The following is a 19,317-nucleotide window of genomic DNA, read 5'->3' as shown; positions in this document are numbered from 1 at the left end:
TTTTTGTGTTTGCTCCCTCTCCCGTGGGAGAGGGTTGGGGTGAGGGCATCAGGCCACTACAGGCGCCCCTGCCCTTTCAACCACTCCCGTACCAGGAACAGGGCGCTCACGTTGCGCGCTTCGTTAAAGTCCGGGTCTTCCAGTAAATCCATCAGATGCGCCAGCGGCCAGCGAACCTGCGGCAGCGGCTCCGGCTCGTCTCCTTCCAGCGATTCTGGATAGAGATCTTCCGCCACCACGATATTCATTTTGCTGGAAAAATAGGACGGTGCCATGCTCAGTTTTTTCAGGAACGACAGCTCATTCGCGCCAAAACCGACCTCTTCTTTCAGTTCACGGTTGGCGGCTTCGAAAACGGTCTCGCCCGGATCGATCAGCCCCTTGGAGAATCCCAGTTCGTAAGATTCAGTTCCTACAGCGTATTCACGGATCAAGATCAGGTGATCGTCAACGATGGGGACAATCATCACCGCTTCACGCGAAGAGGGGCGCATACGTTCATAAACGCGACGCACACCGTTGCTGAACTCCAGGTCCACACTTTCCACATTAAACAGGCGCGATTTAGCGACGGTTTCAACGCTCAGAATGGTGGGTTTTTGTAGTGGTTTGCTCATCTTGACGGGTCTTTGCTGTGTGAACTGGCGTTATTGTGCGATATGCCGCACGGTTTGGGCAATGTCAATTGTACTTTATTTACATTTATGCAACGTAACTGGAATCAATCCTTAATTCAAAACAAATGTCAAGAGGTTGAAATGTTTCCAGGAATTTGCTGATATCGCGCCACCACAGGCTTTGCTATTATCTTCGGTCACTGGGATGCGCTTCAGAATGCTCAAGTTCGACTCCATACTTGCCGATAGCCAACCACAGACTCTCATTCATGTTAAAGGTGCTACTGACTACACCTGTAAGATAAGTAAGATGGGGAAAGCATGAGCACCATTTTGATTGTTCTCGCTGCTATGCTGGCCGCCGCGCTGGTTGCAGGGTGGGCGTACAGGCGTCGCGTACAGCGTCGATATCGACTGCCCTTTTTAAACGCTTTTGCGGGTGCGACGACACGTAAGCTCGCGCCTGAAGAACGCAGCGCCATTGAACACTACCTCGATAACCTGAACCGCGCTCAGCAGTCGCCGGGGCCAACGGGTGCCAGCGCTGCGCCAGTTTCCCTCAATCTTAACGCACAAAGCGACACCGTGCTCTGCGTGACGCGCTCGATCACCCGTTACGGCATTACCACTGACGACCCCAACAAATGGCGTTATTACCTGGATTCTGTCGAGGTCCATCTGCCGCCATTCTGGGAACAGTACATTAATGATGAAAACAGCGTAGAGCTGATTCATACCGACTCCCTGCCGCTGGTTATCTCGCTAAACGGCCATCACCTCAATGAGTACGTACATGAGGCGCCGCGCTTCGCGCTGGAACGCGTCAGTTCAACGCAGGCCAGCATTCGCGGTGAAGAGACAGAGCAGATTGAACTGCTGAACATTCGTCAGGAGACGCATGAAGAGTACGCCTTAAGCCGCCCGGACGGTATTCGTGAAGCGGTGCTGATCGTTGCGGCATTTCTGCTCTTTTTCTTCTGCCTGCTCACGCCAGATGTTTTCGTTCCCTGGCTGGCGGGCGGCGCAGTTCTGCTTCTGGCCGCCGGATTGTGGGGTCTGTTTGCCCCTCCGACGAAAACGTCGCTGCGTGAAATTCACTGCCTGCGCGGCACGCCAAAGCGCTGGGGTCTCTTCGGCGAGAACGATCAGGAGCACCTCAATAATATCTCGCTCGGTATTATCGACCTCATCTATCCGCGCCACTGGCAGCCGTGGATCGCCCAGGATTTAGGGCATAAAACCGATATCGATATCTACCTTGACCGCCACGTGGTGCGTCAGGGGCGCTTCCTGTCTCTGCATGATGAAGTGAAAAACTTCCCGCTTCAGCACTGGCTTCGCAGCACGGTCATTGCTGGCGGCGCAGCGCTGGTCTTTGCGATGCTGCTCCTTTTCGTGCCGCTGGATATGCCCATTAAGTTCACCCTTTCATGGATTAAAGGGGCGCAAACGGTTGAAGCCACCAGCGTGAAGCAGCTGGAAGATGCCGGCATACGCGTGGGCGATACGCTGCGTCTGCAAGGGACCGGAATGTGTAACATCCATGCGCCTGGCGCATGGAGCACACGTCAGAATTCGCCGTTTATGCCGTTTGATTGTTCGCAAATTATCTGGAACGATGCGCCTCCGCTGCCGCTGCCGGAATCCGATGTCGTGAATAAGGCCACGGCGCTCACCGAGACGGTCAGCCGCCAGCTGCATCCGAAACCGGATGACGATTCCCGCGTTAGCCCTGCCCTGCGCTCGGCGATTCAGAAATCTGGCATGGTACTGCTGGACGACTTTGGTGAAATCGTCCTGAAAACAGAGGATCTCTGTTCTGCCCAGGACGAGTGCGTGCGGCTTAAAAATGCCCTGGTGAACCTCGGGAACAGCAAGGACTGGGATGCACTGGTGAAACGCGCGGAAGCGGGACGCCTGGACGGCGTCAACGTGCTGCTGCGTCCGGTCAGCGCCGAATCTCTGGATAACCTCGTCGCCACCTCCACCGCGCCGTTTGTGATGCGCGAAACCACCCGTGCAGCCCAGGCGTTAAACAGCCCGGCACCGGGCGGCTTTGTAATTGTCAGCGATGAGGGGAGCGATCTGGTCGATCAGCCTTATCCGCAAGTCGCGTTATATGACTACCCGGCTCAGGAGCAGTGGGGAGAATTCCAGCGCCTTGCTCAGATGCTGATGCAAACGCCGTTCAGCGCGGAAGGGATCGTCACACGTATCTTCACAGACGCTAACGGCACCCGCCATGTCGACCTGCACCGGATGCCGGACAGCGCAGGATTGTGGCGTTATATCGGCACATCCCTGCTGATGATAGCGATGCTGGCATGCATTTTCTGGAACGGCTTTATGGCCTTGCGCCGCTATCAGCGTTCGCGCACCCGGCTTGCTGAGATTCAGCAGTATTACGAAAATTGCCTCAATCCTAAACTCATCTCCTCTTCCGAGAGCCTGATCGGATAACGTCACTGCGCGGCAAGTTGTGCTACCCTGTCGCGCACGTTTCTTCTGGCTGGAGTTCCCCTAAATGCATCTTGATATTGCCTGGCAGGAGGTTGATACCGTCCTGCTGGATATGGACGGCACGCTGCTCGATCTCGCCTTTGATAACTTTTTCTGGCAACAGCTGGTGCCCGAAACATACGGTATACAGCAGGGTATCTCTCCGGCAGAAGCGCAGGAATTCATTCGTTCGCAATATAGCGCGGTGCAGCATACGCTAAACTGGTACTGTCTGGACTATTGGAGCGAGCGCCTCGGTTTGGATATTTGTGCCATGACCACCGCCCAGGGACCGCGCGCGGTGCTGCGCGACGATACGGTTCCTTTCCTGGATGCCCTGAAAGCCAGCGGTAAGCGCCGCATTTTGCTCACTAATGCGCATCCCCACAATCTGGCCGTGAAGCTGGAACATACCGGTCTGGCGTCACACCTTGATTTATTACTTTCCACCCACACATTTGGTTATCCGAAAGAGGATCAACGGTTGTGGCATGCGGTGGTGGAAGAGACCGGTTTGCAGCCGGAACGTACGCTGTTTATTGATGACAGCGAGCCGATTCTGGATGCCGCCGCGACGTTTGGCATTCGCTATTGTCTGGGCGTGACCAATCCTGATTCCGGACTGGCTGAAAAAAGCTACCTGCGGCATCCGGGGATGAACGACTATCGCCGGATGATCCCCTCACTCACCGTGAAGGAGACGCCATGAAAGAAAAACCCGCTGATGGGGTAAGACTGGATAAATGGCTATGGGCGGCCCGCTTTTATAAAACGCGCGCCCTTGCCCGCGAAATGGTTGATGGTGGCAAAGTGCATTACAACGGTCAGCGCAGCAAACCGAGCAAGATGGTTGAGCTGAATGCCACCTTAACGCTGCGCCAGGGTAATGATGAAAAAACGGTAGTGATTAAAGCCATTACCGAACAGCGACGTCCCGCAACCGAAGCCACACAGCTTTATGAAGAGACAGCTGAAAGCATTGAAAAGCGTGAGAAAACCGCGCTGGCGCGCAAAATGAACGCGCTGACGATGCCTCACCCGGACCGGCGACCGGATAAAAAAGAGCGTCGCGATCTGATGAAATTTAAACACGGTGAGACCGAGTAACCCTCACCTGCACGAGAGATGAAAATGGCCCAACACGACCAATTACACCGCTATCTGTTTGAACAATTCGCCGTGCGCGGCGAGCTGGTCACCGTATCCGAAACCTGGAAACAGATTCTGGAAAACCACAACTACCCGCTGCCGGTGAAAACCCTGTTGGGCGAACTGCTGGTTGCCACCAGCCTGCTGACCGCCACGCTGAAATTCGCTGGCGATATCACCGTGCAGCTGCAGGGGGACGGCCCGATGACGCTGGCGGTGATCAACGGCAACAACCAGCAGCAGATGCGCGGCGTCGCGCGCGTTCAGGGCGAAGTCCCTGAAAATGCGGATCTGAAAACGCTGGTCGGCAACGGCTATCTGGTGATCACCATCTCTCCGGAGGAAGGCGAGCGCTATCAGGGCGTGGTCGGTCTGGAAGGCGATACCCTGGCAGCCTGCCTGGAAGACTACTTCATGCGTTCTGAACAGCTGCCAACGCGTCTGTTCATCCGCACCGGTGAAGTGGACGGTCAGCCTGCTGCGGGCGGCATGCTGCTGCAGGTTCTGCCTGCACAGGATGCCCAGACCAACGACTTTGAGCACCTGGCGACGCTGACCGAAACCGTCAAAGCGGAAGAGCTGTTCAACCTGTCGGCGACCGACGTGCTGTGGCGTCTGTACCACGAAGAAGAAGTGACGGTATACGACCCGCAGGCGGTGGAGTTTAAGTGCACCTGCTCCCGTGAGCGCTGCGCTGGCGCCCTGAAAACCCTGCCGGATGAAGAGATCGACAGCATCATGGCGGAAGACGGTGAAATCGACATGCACTGTGACTACTGCGGTACGCACTACGTGTTCAACTCGATGGATATCGCTGAGATCCGCAATAACGCCTCCCCGGCGGATCCGCAGGTTCACTAATACGCTTAACCCTCTCCCGAAAGGGAGGGGGCAAAAATCCCCCCAAAAGCTGAATCGTTTTCCCTATGTAACTCTTACGTAATTTTCTTACGTGTATGCGATTACATTCACATTCCTTCGGTTAAATTCACCAACCCTTAACCTTTTAGGAACATTTTCCACAACCAAAAAGCGATTCCTGCGATAATCCGCCTGCGCTGTGACTGGAGTCGCAGCGTTTTCCGTTAGTAAGGGTTTTGTCCAGATACGTAAATCTATGAGCCCCGTCGCGGTTAACAACCTCAGAAAAACCCTACAATTTCAGGCAGTACATATTGGCTAAGGAGCAGTGATATGCGTGTTACTGGTTTAACCCCGCAAGATCTCATGGCTTATGGTATTCACGACGTCCAGGAAATCGTCTACAACCCCGATTACGATACGCTGTATCAGGAAGAGCTCAATCCAGCACTGGAAGGATACGAGCGAGGTGTGTTGACAAATCTTGGTGCTATCGCCGTCGATACCGGTATTTTTACCGGTCGTTCGCCGAAAGATAAGTATATCGTCCGAGACGAAACCACCCGCGATACGCTGTGGTGGGCTGATAAGGGCAAAGGGAAGAACGACAACAAACCGCTCTCCCCGGAAACCTGGCAGCATCTGAAAGGGCTCGTCACTCACCAACTCTCCGGCAAGCGTCTGTTCATTGTCGACGCTTTCTGCGGCGCTAACGCCGACACCCGACTTTCCGTACGTTTCATTACCGAAGTGGCCTGGCAGGCGCATTTCGTCAAGAACATGTTCATTCGTCCAACCGACGAAGAGCTGCAGGATTTCAACCCTGATTTCATCGTGATGAACGGTGCGAAATGCACGAACCCACAGTGGCAAGAGCAGGGCCTGAACTCCGAAAACTTTGTTGCCTTCAACCTGACCGAGCGTATCCAGCTGATTGGCGGTACCTGGTACGGCGGCGAGATGAAGAAAGGGATGTTCTCGGTCATGAACTACCTGCTGCCGCTGCGCGGTATCGCCTCCATGCACTGCTCGGCGAACGTCGGTGAGAAAGGTGACGTGGCGGTATTCTTCGGCCTGTCCGGCACCGGTAAAACCACCCTCTCTACCGACCCGAAACGCCGCCTGATTGGCGATGACGAGCACGGCTGGGACGACGACGGCGTATTCAACTTTGAAGGCGGCTGCTACGCGAAGACCATTCGCCTGTCTGAAGAGGCCGAGCCGGATATCTTCCACGCGATCCGTCGCGATGCGCTGCTCGAAAACGTCACCGTACGTGCCGACGGCTCAATTGACTTCGACGATGCGTCGAAAACGGAAAACACCCGCGTCTCTTACCCGATCTACCACATCGACAATATCGTGAAGCCGGTGTCGAAAGCGGGCCACGCTACGAAGGTGATTTTCCTGACAGCGGATGCGTTCGGCGTGCTGCCTCCGGTGTCTCGCCTGACCGCCAGCCAGACGCAGTACCACTTCCTCTCCGGCTTTACCGCCAAGCTGGCGGGTACCGAGCGCGGCGTGACGGAGCCAACCCCAACCTTCTCCGCCTGCTTCGGCGCGGCTTTCCTGTCGCTGCACCCGACGCAGTACGCTGAAGTACTGGTGAAACGCATGCAGGCATCCGGCGCGCAGGCTTACCTGGTGAACACCGGCTGGAACGGTACCGGCAAACGTATCTCCATCAAAGATACCCGAGCGATTATCGACGCCATTCTGGATGGTTCTCTGGACGACGCCGAAACCTTCACGCTGCCGATGTTTGACCTGGCGATCCCAACGTCGCTGCCGGGTGTGGATACGCATATCCTCGACCCGCGCAACACGTACGGTTCTCCGGAGCAGTGGCGCGAGAAGGCGGAATCGCTGGCGAAGCTGTTTATTGAGAACTTCGAGAAGTATACCGATACCCCGGCGGGTGCTGCGCTGGTGAGCGCGGGACCAAGGTAAAAGCAAAAGGCAACGTAAGTTGCCTTTTTTATTGTTTTCTCCCTCTCCCCGTGGGAGAGGGCCGGGGTGAGGGCATCAGGCCGCAGAGACCACATTTTGTCGGGGGGTGGCTAGCGCCACCCTTTTTTAACCCTCTTTCACCTGCCCCCGCGTCACCGGTACCGGCAGCCAGGCGCGAATGCTCAGCCCACCCCGCTCGCTGGTACCAATCTCCAGCAGCCCGTTGTGGTTATCGATAATACGTTGCACAATCGCCAGGCCTAAGCCCGTTCCGCTGGTGCTGCGCGCGCTGTCGCCGCGCACAAACGGCTGGAACAGATGCTTACGCTGCTCGGGCTTAATACCGGGGCCATCGTCCTCCACCTGGAACCAGGCGCGGTTGAGTTCAGACCCGCTGCTGACTTTAATCCAGCCATTGCCGTAGCGCGCCGCGTTGACCACCATGTTCGCCAGTGCGCGTTTGATGGAGAGCGGGTGCATGCGCACCTGGATCTCGCCCGCCTGCAGGTCGGTATCAATCTCGCGCTCGTAGCCGCTTTCCGCCGCAACCACTTCGCCCAGCACCGCGTTCAGGTCAGCCATTTCCATCGGCATCTCCTGCCCGGTGCGCAGGTAATCGATGAACTGCTCGATGATGGCGTTACACTCTTCGATGTCCTTGTTGATGGACTCGGCAAGGTAACCGTCCTCTTCCCCCATCATCTCCGTCGCCAGACGAATACGCGTCAGCGGCGTGCGCAGGTCATGGCTGACGCCCGCCATCAGCAGCGTACGGTCATCCGCCAACTGCTTCACGCCTGCGGCCATATGGTTAAAGGCACGCGTCACCGAACGGACTTCCGAGGCGCCATACTCGCGCAGCGGAGGAGGAATAATCCCTTTACCGACCTGCAGCGCAGCGTGCTCCAGGTCGACCAGCGGTCGGTTTTGTATACGGATAAACAGCCACGCGCCGCCTATCGCCAGCAGCATAATCGCCAGGGTGTAGCGGAACAGCGGCGAGAAGTCGCCCTGATGGATTTCGGTCAGTGGGACACGCACCCAGATATTGGGTGAGAGCCAGGTTTTCAGCCAGACGACCGGCGAGCTTTTGTTGACCTCAACGCGCACTTCCGTTGGGCCGCCCAGCTGCTGCGCCATCTGCTGGCTGAGGAATTCGTAATGCTGCGCCCAGCGCAGGCCAGCGTCTTCCGCCGCTTCGTTGGAATAGAGCGAAATGCCCAGCTCGCGGTAGATTTCACGGCGAAACGCCGGTGGAACAACCAGCTGCGTGCCGTCCTCCAGTTGCAGCTTATCGGTCATCAGCATACGAACTTCGTAGGCCAGGACTTTATTAAACTGCTGGAGGCTCGGCAGGATCGCAAAGTTCAGCACCACCAGATAGGTCGTCACCAGGCTGACGAACAGCAGGGTGACGATCAATAACAGGGTGCGGGCAAACGAGCTTCGCGGCGAGAAGCGCATTCGCCTCATGCTTTAGAGCCGTCCGGGACGAACACGTAGCCCAGACCCCATACGGTCTGAATATAACGAGGGTGCGCAGGATCTTCTTCCACCATGCGGCGCAGGCGGGAGATCTGCACGTCGATGGAACGTTCCATTGCGGAGTATTCGCGACCGCGCGCCAGGTTCATCAGCTTGTCACGGGAAAGCGGCTCACGCGGGTGGCTGACCAGCGCTTTCAGTACCGCAAACTCGCCGCTGGTGAGCGGCATTGGCTCGTCTTCACGGAACATCTCGCGCGTGCCGAGGTTCAGCTTGAACTTGCCGAAGGCGATAACGGCTTCTTCCTGCGACGGTGCGCCAGGCAGTTCGTTCGCCTGACGGCGCAGCACGGCGCGAATGCGCGCCAGCAGTTCACGCGGGTTAAACGGTTTTGGAATGTAGTCGTCTGCGCCAATTTCGAGGCCCACGATACGGTCAACCTCTTCGCCCTTCGCCGTCACCATGATGATCGGCATCGGGTTGCTCTGACTGCGCAGACGGCGGCAGATGGAAAGCCCGTCTTCGCCAGGCAGCATCAGGTCAAGGACCATCAGGTGGAAAGATTCACGGGTCAGCAGACGGTCCATCTGCTCAGCGTTCGCGACGCTACGAACCTGGAAGCCCTGCTCGGTCAGATAACGCTCAAGCAGCGCGCGCAGGCGCATGTCGTCATCCACGACCAGAATTTTGTAGTTTTCTTGCATTGTGTGTACTCCCAAAGGTTCGGATAGTCTTTGTAACAGCGTATTCTAAAAAAGTGCACGTATTCGACCAGCTAATTCTGGTATAAATTCTAGTCGAAATTGTTACAAAGCATATTTAACAGCAGCTTATCTGCTCATTTCATCACATAAATCATTATTAATCCTGTCTGTTACACTGTGTGGTACGTATTGTGCGCAAGACAGTAAATCGGCAGCAAAGGCTTCACCATGAAAACGCCCCTGATCACCCGCGAAGGGTACGAGAAACTCAAAAAAGAGATGGATTACCTGTGGCGCGAAGAGCGTCCCGAGGTGACCAAAAAAGTCACCTGGGCCGCAAGCCTGGGCGATCGCAGCGAAAATGCTGACTACCAGTACAACAAAAAGCGACTGCGTGAGATCGACCGCCGGGTTCGCTATCTGACGAAGTGCCTTGAGGACCTGAAAATTGTCGATTACTCCCCGCAGCAGGAGGGCAAAGTGTTCTTCGGCGCGTGGGTGGAGATTGAAAACGACGACGGCAACACCCTGCGTTTTCGCATTGTCGGCTACGATGAAATTTTTGGTCGTAAGGATTACATCTCTATCGACTCCCCGATGGCCCGCGCGCTGCTGAAAAAGGAAGTGGGCGATCTGGCCGTCGTTCATACCCCAGCCGGAGAAGCCAGCTGGTACGTCAATGAGATCGTCTACGTAAAATAGTCCGAGAGCGCCCTCCCCGGCTGGCATTTTGCCGTGTCAGCCCGTATAACTATCCCCTGATTTTTCGACTCAACAGATGATAAAGCCATGATGAAAGATTCGCTCTGCCGCATTATTGCGGGTGATATTCAGGCCAGAGCCGAACAGGTAGAAGCTGCCGTTCGCCTGCTTGATGAAGGGAACACCGTGCCGTTTATTGCACGCTATCGTAAGGAAGTCACCGGTGGTCTGGATGACACACAGTTGCGTAACCTGGAGACGCGTCTGGGCTATCTGCGCGAGCTGGAAGACCGTCGTCAGGCGATCCTCAAATCCATCGGCGAACAGGGCAAACTGACCAGCGAGCTGGAAAACGCCATCAACGGCACCCTGAGCAAAACCGAACTCGAAGATCTCTATCTGCCGTATAAACCGAAGCGCCGCACGCGCGGGCAGATTGCGATTGAAGCGGGTCTTGAGCCGCTGGCCGACCTGCTGTGGAACGAGCCGTCTCACGACCCGGAAACCGAAGCCGCCAAATTTATCGACGCCGACAAAGGCGTTGCGGACACCAAGGCCGCCCTCGACGGCGCACGCTACATTCTGATGGAGCGTTTCTCTGAAGACGCCGCCCTGCTCGCCAAAGTGCGTGATTACCTGTGGAAAAACGCCCACATCGTCTCTACCGTCGTCGCGGGCAAAGAGGAAGAAGGCGCGAAATTCCGCGACTACTTCGATCACCACGAACCGATTTCTACCGCGCCGTCTCACCGCGCGCTGGCGATGTTCCGCGGCCGCAACGAAGGCGTGCTCCAGCTCTCCCTGAACGCCGACCCGCAGTTTGACGAGCCGCCGAAAGAGAGCCACTGCGAGCAGATCATTATCGACCACCTTGGCCTGCGCCTGAACAACGCCCCGGCGGACAGCTGGCGCAAAGGCGTGGTGAGCTGGACCTGGCGCATCAAGGTGCTGATGCACCTCGAAACCGAGTTGATGGGCACCGTACGCGAGCGCGCTGAAGATGAAGCGATTAACGTTTTCGCCCGTAACCTGCACGACCTGCTGATGGCCGCTCCTGCAGGACTGCGCGCAACCATGGGTCTCGACCCGGGCCTGCGTACCGGCGTGAAGGTCGCTGTGGTTGACGGCACCGGCAAGCTGGTGGCGACTGACACCATTTATCCGCACACCGGCCAGGCAGCCAAAGCGGCCGTCGTGGTGGCGGCGCTGTGCGAGAAGTACAACGTTGAGCTGGTCGCCATCGGCAACGGTACGGCCTCACGTGAAACCGAGCGCTTCTACCTCGACGTGCAGAAGCAGTTCCCGAAAGTGACGGCGCAGAAAGTGATCGTCAGCGAAGCGGGGGCATCCGTCTATTCCGCGTCCGAGCTGGCGGCACTGGAGTTCCCGGACCTTGACGTTTCCCTGCGCGGTGCGGTTTCAATCGCTCGCCGCCTGCAGGATCCGCTGGCGGAGCTGGTGAAAATCGATCCGAAGTCCATCGGCGTGGGCCAGTATCAGCACGACGTGAGCCAGACACAGCTGGCGCGCAAGCTGGATGCGGTCGTGGAAGACTGCGTAAACGCTGTTGGCGTCGACCTGAACACCGCGTCGGTTCCCCTGCTGACCCGCGTGGCGGGCTTAACCCGCATGATGGCGCAGAACATCGTCTCCTGGCGCGATGAGAACGGTCAGTTCCAGAACCGTCAGCAGTTGCTGAAGGTGAGCCGTCTGGGGCCGAAAGCCTTTGAACAGTGCGCGGGCTTCCTGCGCATCAACCACGGCGATAACCCGCTGGATGCCTCTACCGTTCACCCGGAAGCCTACCCTGTTGTGGAGCGCATTCTGGCCGCGACCCAACAGGCGCTGAAAGAACTGATGGGCGACAGCAGCGCGCTGCGTAACCTGAAAGCATCGGATTTCACCGACGAACAGTTCGGTGTACCGACGGTCACCGACATCATCAAAGAGCTGGAAAAACCGGGCCGCGATCCGCGTCCTGAGTTCAAAACGGCGACCTTTGCTGACGGCGTGGAGACGATGAACGATCTGCTGCCGGGCATGGTGCTCGAAGGTGCGGTCACCAACGTGACCAACTTTGGCGCGTTTGTGGATATCGGCGTGCATCAGGACGGTCTGGTCCATATCTCTTCCCTCGCCGACAAGTTCGTTGAAGACCCGCACACCGTGGTCAAAGCGGGCGACATTGTGAAGGTGAAAGTGCTGGAAGTGGACCTGCAGCGCAAGCGTATCGCCCTGACCATGCGTCTGGACGAGCAGCCGGGCGAAAGCAACGCGCGCCGTGGCAACGGCGGCGGTCGCGAGCAGCAGCGTCCGGCCGCGAAGGCCGCGAAACCGCGCGGACGTGACGCCCAGCCTGCGGGCAACAGCGCGATGATGGATGCGCTGGCAGCGGCAATGGGTAAGAAACGCTAAGGTTGTCAATGCCCGGTGGCGCTACGCTTACCGGGCCTACGGTTTTGTAGGCCGGGCAAACGCAGTGCCGCCCGGCAAGCAGGCCGCTGGGAATTACAATAAATATGGCGCCCCTATATTTAAACCATTATTTATCACTCCATTAACAAATAAGTTTTTTATTCCTTCCCGGGTAATTCTGCAAATATTGAGCAAGGTCAATCAGACCGCAAATTAATACGATTAACAACATTCCGTCACAGTTTTAATATTGCTGATAAAAACTATTCTCATTATCATCATTGTGTAGATTATTTAACCTCTCGTGGAATCAGGCGCTATGCAATTCACTCCAGACAGTGCATGGAAAATTACCGGTTTTACTCGTGAAATTAGCCCCGCCTATCGGCAAAAGCTCTTGTCATTAGGCATGCTGCCCGGCTCGTCATTCCAGGTAGTACGCGTGGCCCCGCTGGGCGACCCCGTTCATATCGAAACCCGACGCGTCAATCTGGTACTGCGTAAGAAAGACCTCGCCTTAATTGAAGTCGAAGCGTTATCTCAATAACAAGCCAGCGGTTCAGTGAGTCTATTACAATGAAAAAATTAACTATTGGCTTAATTGGCAATCCTAATTCCGGCAAGACAACCTTATTTAATCAGTTAACCGGTGCGCGCCAGCGTGTCGGCAACTGGGCAGGCGTGACGGTTGAGCGTAAAGAAGGCCAGTTCACGACGACGGACAATCAGGTCACGCTGGTTGACCTGCCGGGCACCTATTCGCTCACCACGATTTCCTCTCAGACATCGCTCGATGAGCAGATCGCCTGTCACTATATTCTGAGCGGCGATGCGGATCTGCTCATCAACGTGGTGGATGCGTCCAACCTTGAGCGCAATCTCTATCTGACGCTGCAGCTGCTTGAGCTGGGTATTCCCTGCATCGTGGCGCTTAACATGCTTGATATCGCTGAGAAGCAGAAATTGCGCATCGACGTCGATGCCCTCTCCTCCCGCCTGGGCTGCCCGGTGGTTCCGCTGGTCTCTACCCGCGGGCGCGGCATTGACGCCCTGAAGCTGGCCGTTGACCGCCACGCAGGTAACGCCGACGTTGAACTGGTGCACTACGCGCAGCCGCTGCTTCGCGAAGCCAGCCAGCTGGCGCAGGAGATGGACACCGCCATGCCTGCCAGACAGCGTCAATGGCTCGGCCTGCAAATGCTGGAAGGCGATATCTACAGCCGCGCCTATGCCGGTGACGCAGCAGATAAACTCGACGTGGCGCTGGCACGCCTGAGCGACGAGCTGGATGACCCGGCGCTGCACATCGCGGACGCGCGCTATCAGGCCATCGCCGCGATTTGCGACGTGGTCAGCAACGCCCTGACGGCCGAACCCAGCCGCTTTACCGCCGCCGTAGATAAAATCGTGCTCAACCGCTTCCTCGGTTTGCCCATCTTCCTGCTGGTGATGTACCTGATGTTCCTGCTTGCCATTAACATCGGCGGCGCGCTCCAGCCTGTCTTTGACGCCGGTTCCGTGGCGATCTTCGTGCACGGTATCCAGTGGCTGGGCTACACCCTGCACTTCCCGGAATGGCTGACCATCTTCCTCGCCCAGGGGATTGGCGGCGGTATCAACACCGTGCTGCCGCTGGTGCCACAGATCGGCATGATGTACCTGTTCCTCTCCTTCCTCGAAGACTCCGGCTATATGGCTCGCGCGGCGTTCGTGATGGATCGCCTGATGCAGGCGCTGGGGCTGCCGGGTAAATCCTTCGTGCCGCTGATCGTTGGCTTTGGCTGCAACGTGCCGTCGGTGATGGGTGCACGTACGCTTGATGCGCCGCGTGAACGGCTGATGACCATCATGATGGCGCCGTTTATGTCCTGCGGTGCGCGTCTGGCCATCTTTGCGGTCTTTGCCGCCGCTTTCTTTGGTCAGCAGGGCGCGCTGGCGGTCTTCTCGCTGTACGTGCTCGGCATCGTAATGGCCATCCTGACCGGTCTGATGCTCAAGCACACCATTATGCGCGGTGAAGCGTCACCGTTCGTGATGGAGCTGCCGGTTTACCACGTGCCGCATCTGAAAAGCCTGGCGATCCAGACCTGGCAGCGCCTGAAAGGCTTCGTGCTGCGCGCCGGTAAGGTGATTGTCATCGTCAGCATCTTCCTGAGCGCACTGAACAGCTTCACGTTGAGCGGTCAGGCGGCAGATAATATCAACGACTCTGCCCTCGCCTCCGTCAGCCGCGTCATCACGCCGGTCTTCAAACCGATTGGCGTGCAGGAGGATAACTGGCAGGCGACCGTTGGCCTGTTCACCGGCGCAATGGCGAAAGAGGTGGTTGTCGGGACGCTGAACACGCTCTACACCGCAGAGAACATTCAGGAGCAAGAGTTCAATCCGGCAGAGTTTCACCTCGGCGACGAACTCTTGGGTGCCGTTGAGGAAACCTGGCAGAGCCTGAAAGACACCTTCAGCCTGAGCGTACTGGCGAACCCGATTGAGGCCAGTAAAGGCGACGGCGAAATGGCGACCGGCGCCATGGGCGTGATGAGCGAGAAATTCGGCAGCGCGTCAGCGGCCTACAGCTATCTCATCTTCGTGCTGCTGTACATTCCGTGCATCTCGGTGATGGGGGCGATTGCCCGTGAGTCCAGCCGTGGCTGGATGGGCTTCTCCATTCTGTGGGGGTTGAATATCGCTTACTCGCTGGCGACGGTGTTCTATCAGACCGTTAACTTCAGCCAGCACCCGCGTTACAGCCTGGTCTGCATCCTGGCGGTGATCCTGTTTAACGTGATGGTCATTGGCCTGCTGCGCCGGGCGCGTAGCCGCGTGGATATCAACCTGCTGGCGACGCGTAAAACCCCGAGTTCCTGCTGCAACAGCCCGGCTGGCGACTGTCACTAAGGGGCAAACAGATGGCATCGTTGATTCAGGTTCGTGATTTACTGGCGTTACAGGGGCGCATGGAGGCAACGCAGCTGAGCCTCAGCCTGCATACGCCCCAGCCGATGATCGATGCCATGCTGGAAAGACTCGAAGCGATGGGAAAAGCCGTGCGCATTCAGGAAGAGCCGGACGGTTGTTTGTCCGGCAGCTGTAAACATTGCCCGGAAGGGAAAGCCTGCCTCAGGGAGTGGTGGACACTGCGCGAATAAAGCCGGACAGCGCCGAACAAAACTCGCCAGGGTGCGAGATAAACGGCGCGTGTGCCGCTTTATCAACCACCAGCGATGCACTCTCCGGCCACAGGTCATCCAGCAGCGGAACCACCTTGCGCGGCACCAGCCCGTCCAGATAGCCATAAATACGCAAATGCGGTACTGCCACCGACGCCAGCGGTTCACGCAGATCGATTGTCTTGAGGATCTCAAGCCCCCCGTTAAGCACCTCAACGTCCGGCATTGGCAGCGAAAGCACGGTCTGTTTCAGCGTGCGCGCATCCTGACGCGCAGTTTCTGTTCCCATCGTCTGCAGCGCGAGAAAACGTTCCACCGTCCGCTGGAAGTCTTCGCTTAGCTGCTGCTGGAACCCGGCCAGCACTTCAGGCTTGATACCCGGCCACGCGTCCTGCGCGCTAAAGCACGGTGACGATGCCACGGTAACCAGGGCGCTCACGCGCTCGGGGTTTTCCAGCGCAATTTTGCTTGCCACCAGCCCACCCAGGCTCCAGCCCAGCCAGACGGCGTTTTGCGGCGCGGCGTCCAGAACCTGCTGCGCCATCTCATCAAGCGACATCGCGCCAAAGCCGCGGCTGCGGCCATAGCCCGGCAAATCCACCAGATGCAGCGTAAACTGCGAGGCGAGTTCCTCACTTATGCAACGCCACACTTCAGCATTCAGTCCCCATCCGTGCAGCAGCACAAGATGACAATTTCCCGTCCCGACGGTCTGCCACCACAGCGTCTTCATCAGCTATCGTTCTCTTTTTTACATGGAGGTTGTCTATGCTAACAGTGCCCGGCTTGTGCTGGCTATGCCGAATGCCGCTTGCGCTCAGCGCGTGGGGGATCTGTTCCGTCTGCACCCGCTCGCTGGAAGGACGCATCGCCGGGTGTCCGCAGTGTGGGTTACCGGCGGTCAGCCCGGCGATCCCCTGCGGCCGCTGCCTGAGAAAAGCGCCGCCGTGGCATGCGCTTGTGGCGGTGGATAATTATGTTCCGCCGCTCAGCGCGCTTATCCACGCGCTGAAGTTTTCCCACCAAAGCGTACTGGCGACGCCCCTTGCCCGCCTGCTGCTTCTCGCCGTTTTGCAGGCGCGACGAACGCGCGCGTTGCCGCGGGTCGACATGCTGATGAATGTCCCCCTGCACCACCGTCGCCACTGGCGGCGCGGCTATAATCAAAGCGACCTGCTCTGTCGTCCGCTCGCCCGCTGGCTCGGATGCCGTTACGCTGCCTCAGCGCTCAGGCGCGTGCAGGCAACCGCAATACAGCATCAGCTCAGCGCGCGGCTGCGCAAAAGAAACCTGAAAAATGCCTTCCGCCTTGAATTGCCGGTTCACGGCCTCCATATCGCGCTTGTGGATGATGTCGTCACCACGGGCAGTACCGTTGCTGAACTTTCCCGACTGCTTTTGCAAAGCGGCGCCGCGTCGGTTCAGGTATGGTGTCTGTGCCGTACCTTGTAGCCCTTCTTCAATGGGCGTATGATTATACCCAGGTAATTTAGTCAACTATTAGGCCAAAGCTATGATCCGTATTTCCGATTCTGCACAAGCGCACTTTGCCAAATTGCTGGCAAATCAGGAAGAAGGGACGCAGATCCGCGTGTTTGTGATCAATCCAGGCACACCGAATGCAGAATGTGGTGTCTCGTATTGTCCTCCGGACGCTGTGGAAGCAACTGACACTGCCCTTAAATTTGAACAGCTCACCGCTTACGTCGATGAACTGAGCGCGCCGTATCTTGACGATGCGGAAATCGACTTTGTCACAGACCAGTTGGGCTCTCAGCTGACCCTGAAAGCACCGAACGCGAAAATGCGTAAAGTGTCTGACGATGCCCCGCTGATGGAGCGCGTTGAGTATCTGCTGCAATCGCAGATCAACCCACAGCTGGCAGGACACGGTGGCCGTGTAACCCTGATGGAAATCACGGAAGACGGTCTGGCGATCCTGCAGTTCGGCGGCGGCTGTAACGGCTGTTCTATGGTCGATGTGACCCTGAAGGAAGGGATCGAGAAGCAGCTGCTGAACGAATTCCCGGAACTGAAAGGCGTGCGCGATCTGACCGAGCACCAGCGCGGCGAGCACTCTTACTACTAAGTCAGTATTCGCTCGAATTGCCCGGTGGCGCTGCGCTTACCGGGCCTACAAAAACAGTCTGCACGAATCGTAGGCCGGGTAAGGCGAAGCTGCCACCCGGCTTTTTTTCCCCCCGTTCCCTTCTGTATATGTTGACCTGCGTCTCATAATTCACATTTTGCCTGCCTGGGTGATTCTCAATCACATCATGTTACCCGTATCATTCTCGTGGGCACTCAACACCCTTATAACAGCCGACTAAACTTAATGGTTTCGTAGGCATCAGTATGAGTGCCGTTAACGCTCTGTTCCCAATTGGGACAATCGGAATTTGTCGTTGAAACAATGACGTTACCCATAACAATTCAAAGGCCAGGTAAATCATGCCATTAGTCATCGTCGCTATCGGTGTTGTGTTATTACTGCTCTTGATGATCCGTTTCAAAATGAACGGATTTATCGCTCTGGTTCTGGTGGCACTTGCAGTCGGTCTGATGCAAGGGATGCCGCTGGTGAAAGTCATCAGCTCGATTAAAGCCGGTGTCGGCGGCACGCTCGGCAGCCTGGCGTTGATCATGGGCTTCGGTGCCATGCTCGGCAAAATGCTGGCGGACTGCGGGGGTGCGCAGCGTATCGCCACCACGCTGATTGCCAAATTCGGCAAGAAAAACATCCAGTGGGCGGTGGTGTTAACCGGTTTTACCGTCGGTTTCGCACTGTTCTATGAAGTGGGCTTCGTGCTGATGCTGCCGCTGGTGTTCACCATCGCGGCTGCGGCAAACATCCCGCTGCTGTATGTCGGTGTGCCAATGGCTGCTGCGCTGTCCGTGACCCACGGCTTCCTGCCGCCGCACCCGGGTCCAACCGCTATCGCCACCATCTTCCACGCGGATATGGGTAAAACCCTGCTGTTCGGTACGATTCTGGCAATCCCAACCGTGATTCTGGCAGGCCCGGTTTATGCCCGCTTCCTGAAAGGCATTGATAAGCCGATCCCGGAAGGTCTGTACAGCGCTAAAACCTTCACCGAAGAAGAGATGCCTGGCTTTGGCGTCAGCGTCTGGACCTCTCTGGTGCCGGTCATTCTGATGGCGATGCGCGCCGTGGCGGAGATGATCCTGCCAAAAGGTCACGCATTCCTGGCCGTTGCGGAATTCCTCGGTGACCCGGTGATGGCAACGCTGATTGCGGTGCTGATCGCAATGTTTACCTTCGGTCTGAACCGTGGCCGTTCAATGGATCAGATCAACGACACGCTGACCTCTTCCATCAAAATCATTGCCATGATGCTCCTGATCATCGGCGGTGGCGGTGCGTTCAAGCAGGTTCTGGTCGACAGCGGCGTGGACAAATACATCGCTGCCATGATGCATGAAACCAACGTGTCACCGCTCCTGATGGCCTGGTCTATCGCTGCCGTGCTGCGTATTGCGCTGGGTTCGGCGACCGTTGCGGCGATCACCGCAGGCGGTATCGTTGCCCCGCTGATTGCGACCACGGGCGTAAGCCCTGAGCTGATGGTTATCGCCGTCGGTTCCGGTAGCGTGATTTTCTCTCACGTTAACGACCCTGGCTTCTGGCTGTTCAAGGAGTATTTCAACCTGACGATCGGTGAAACCATCAAGTCCTGGTCCGCGCTGGAAACCATTATTTCAGTGTGCGGTCTGGTCGGGGTGCTGCTATTGAATATGGTGGTTTGA

General features: G+C 57.1%; 17 protein-coding genes. 13 read left to right on the top strand and 4 right to left on the bottom strand.

Features of this window, described 5'->3' with window-relative positions:
* Positions 1–56: 56 nt before the first annotated feature.
* On the bottom strand, positions 57–617 hold the full coding sequence (gene nudE / locus K5E19_RS15935; protein WP_010436390.1) for an ADP compounds hydrolase NudE: 561 nt from the start codon (positions 615–617) through the stop codon (positions 57–59).
* A 321-nt stretch (positions 618–938) separates the two neighbouring features.
* Between nudE and K5E19_RS15930 the strand changes: the two genes are divergently transcribed.
* The 5 genes from K5E19_RS15930 (at position 939) to pckA (ending at position 7,076) form a co-directional block, all read left to right on the top strand.
* Positions 939–3,077, top strand: a complete 2,139-nt coding sequence (locus K5E19_RS15930; RefSeq protein WP_221552065.1) for an intracellular growth attenuator family protein — start codon at positions 939–941, stop codon at positions 3,075–3,077.
* Between the two features lie 64 nt (positions 3,078–3,141).
* Positions 3,142–3,825, top strand: coding sequence for a GMP/IMP nucleotidase (gene yrfG, locus K5E19_RS15925; RefSeq protein ID WP_221552064.1), 684 nt, complete (start codon positions 3,142–3,144; stop codon positions 3,823–3,825).
* Entirely contained in the window at positions 3,822–4,223 is a 402-nt protein-coding gene (gene hslR / locus K5E19_RS15920; protein ID WP_221552063.1) for a ribosome-associated heat shock protein Hsp15, read from the top strand. The genes yrfG and hslR overlap by 4 nt, the downstream gene beginning before the upstream one ends.
* 24 nt (positions 4,224–4,247) lie before the next feature.
* Positions 4,248–5,126, top strand: coding sequence for an Hsp33 family molecular chaperone HslO (gene hslO / locus K5E19_RS15915; protein WP_010436401.1), 879 nt, complete (start codon positions 4,248–4,250; stop codon positions 5,124–5,126).
* Between the two features lie 333 nt (positions 5,127–5,459).
* Entirely contained in the window at positions 5,460–7,076 is a 1,617-nt protein-coding gene (gene pckA / locus K5E19_RS15910; protein WP_221552062.1) for a phosphoenolpyruvate carboxykinase (ATP), read from the top strand.
* Positions 7,077–7,202: 126 nt separating this feature from the next.
* Here the strand turns inward: pckA and envZ are convergent, their stop codons facing one another.
* Both envZ and ompR read right to left on the bottom strand, forming a co-directional pair.
* Complete coding sequence (envZ, locus tag K5E19_RS15905) at positions 7,203–8,549, bottom strand: two-component system sensor histidine kinase EnvZ (protein WP_221552061.1); 1,347 nt, start codon at positions 8,547–8,549, stop codon at positions 7,203–7,205.
* Positions 8,546–9,265 carry a two-component system response regulator OmpR gene (gene ompR, locus K5E19_RS15900; protein WP_001157751.1) on the bottom strand — a complete coding sequence of 240 codons (720 nt, stop codon included), beginning with the start codon at positions 9,263–9,265 and terminating at the stop codon, positions 8,546–8,548. Before ompR ends, envZ begins: the two co-directional genes overlap by 4 nt.
* Before the next feature lie 228 nt (positions 9,266–9,493).
* Between ompR and greB the strand changes: the two genes are divergently transcribed.
* From greB to feoC, 5 genes are all read left to right on the top strand, one after another.
* On the top strand, positions 9,494–9,967 hold the full coding sequence (gene greB, locus K5E19_RS15895; RefSeq protein WP_221552059.1) for a transcription elongation factor GreB: 474 nt from the start codon (positions 9,494–9,496) through the stop codon (positions 9,965–9,967).
* A gap of 87 nt (positions 9,968–10,054) precedes the next feature.
* Complete coding sequence (locus tag K5E19_RS15890; RefSeq protein WP_221552058.1) at positions 10,055–12,382, top strand: Tex family protein; 2,328 nt, start codon at positions 10,055–10,057, stop codon at positions 12,380–12,382.
* 319 nt (positions 12,383–12,701) lie between these two features.
* Positions 12,702–12,929: a ferrous iron transporter A gene (gene feoA, locus K5E19_RS15885; protein WP_010436417.1), complete on the top strand. Its 228-nt coding sequence runs from the start codon at positions 12,702–12,704 to the stop codon at positions 12,927–12,929.
* 29 nt (positions 12,930–12,958) lie between these two features.
* Entirely contained in the window at positions 12,959–15,277 is a 2,319-nt protein-coding gene (gene feoB / locus K5E19_RS15880; protein ID WP_221552056.1) for a Fe(2+) transporter permease subunit FeoB, read from the top strand.
* 11 nt (positions 15,278–15,288) lie between these two features.
* On the top strand, positions 15,289–15,528 hold the full coding sequence (feoC, locus tag K5E19_RS15875; RefSeq protein ID WP_221552055.1) for a [Fe-S]-dependent transcriptional repressor FeoC: 240 nt from the start codon (positions 15,289–15,291) through the stop codon (positions 15,526–15,528).
* Here the strand turns inward: feoC and bioH are convergent.
* On the bottom strand, positions 15,500–16,282 hold the full coding sequence (gene bioH / locus K5E19_RS15870; RefSeq protein WP_221552054.1) for a pimeloyl-ACP methyl ester esterase BioH: 783 nt from the start codon (positions 16,280–16,282) through the stop codon (positions 15,500–15,502). The two genes, feoC and bioH, sit on opposite strands and share 29 nt — an antisense overlap.
* Before the next feature lie 35 nt (positions 16,283–16,317).
* Between bioH and gntX the strand changes: the two genes are divergently transcribed.
* From gntX to gntT, 3 genes are all read left to right on the top strand, one after another.
* Positions 16,318–17,001, top strand: a complete 684-nt coding sequence (gene gntX / locus K5E19_RS15865; RefSeq protein WP_221552053.1) for a DNA utilization protein GntX — start codon at positions 16,318–16,320, stop codon at positions 16,999–17,001.
* A gap of 61 nt (positions 17,002–17,062) precedes the next feature.
* Positions 17,063–17,638: a Fe-S biogenesis protein NfuA gene (gene nfuA / locus K5E19_RS15860; protein ID WP_010436427.1), complete on the top strand. Its 576-nt coding sequence runs from the start codon at positions 17,063–17,065 to the stop codon at positions 17,636–17,638.
* 362 nt (positions 17,639–18,000) lie between these two features.
* On the top strand, positions 18,001–19,317 hold the full coding sequence (gene gntT / locus K5E19_RS15855; protein WP_108417710.1) for a gluconate transporter: 1,317 nt from the start codon (positions 18,001–18,003) through the stop codon (positions 19,315–19,317).

The organism is Enterobacter sp. RIT637 (genome assembly GCF_019718755.1).
Classification (GTDB): Bacteria; Pseudomonadota; Gammaproteobacteria; order Enterobacterales; family Enterobacteriaceae; genus Enterobacter.
The sequence above is the reverse complement of the archived record's forward strand: the minus strand, read 5'-3'. Positions and strand labels throughout refer to the sequence as shown.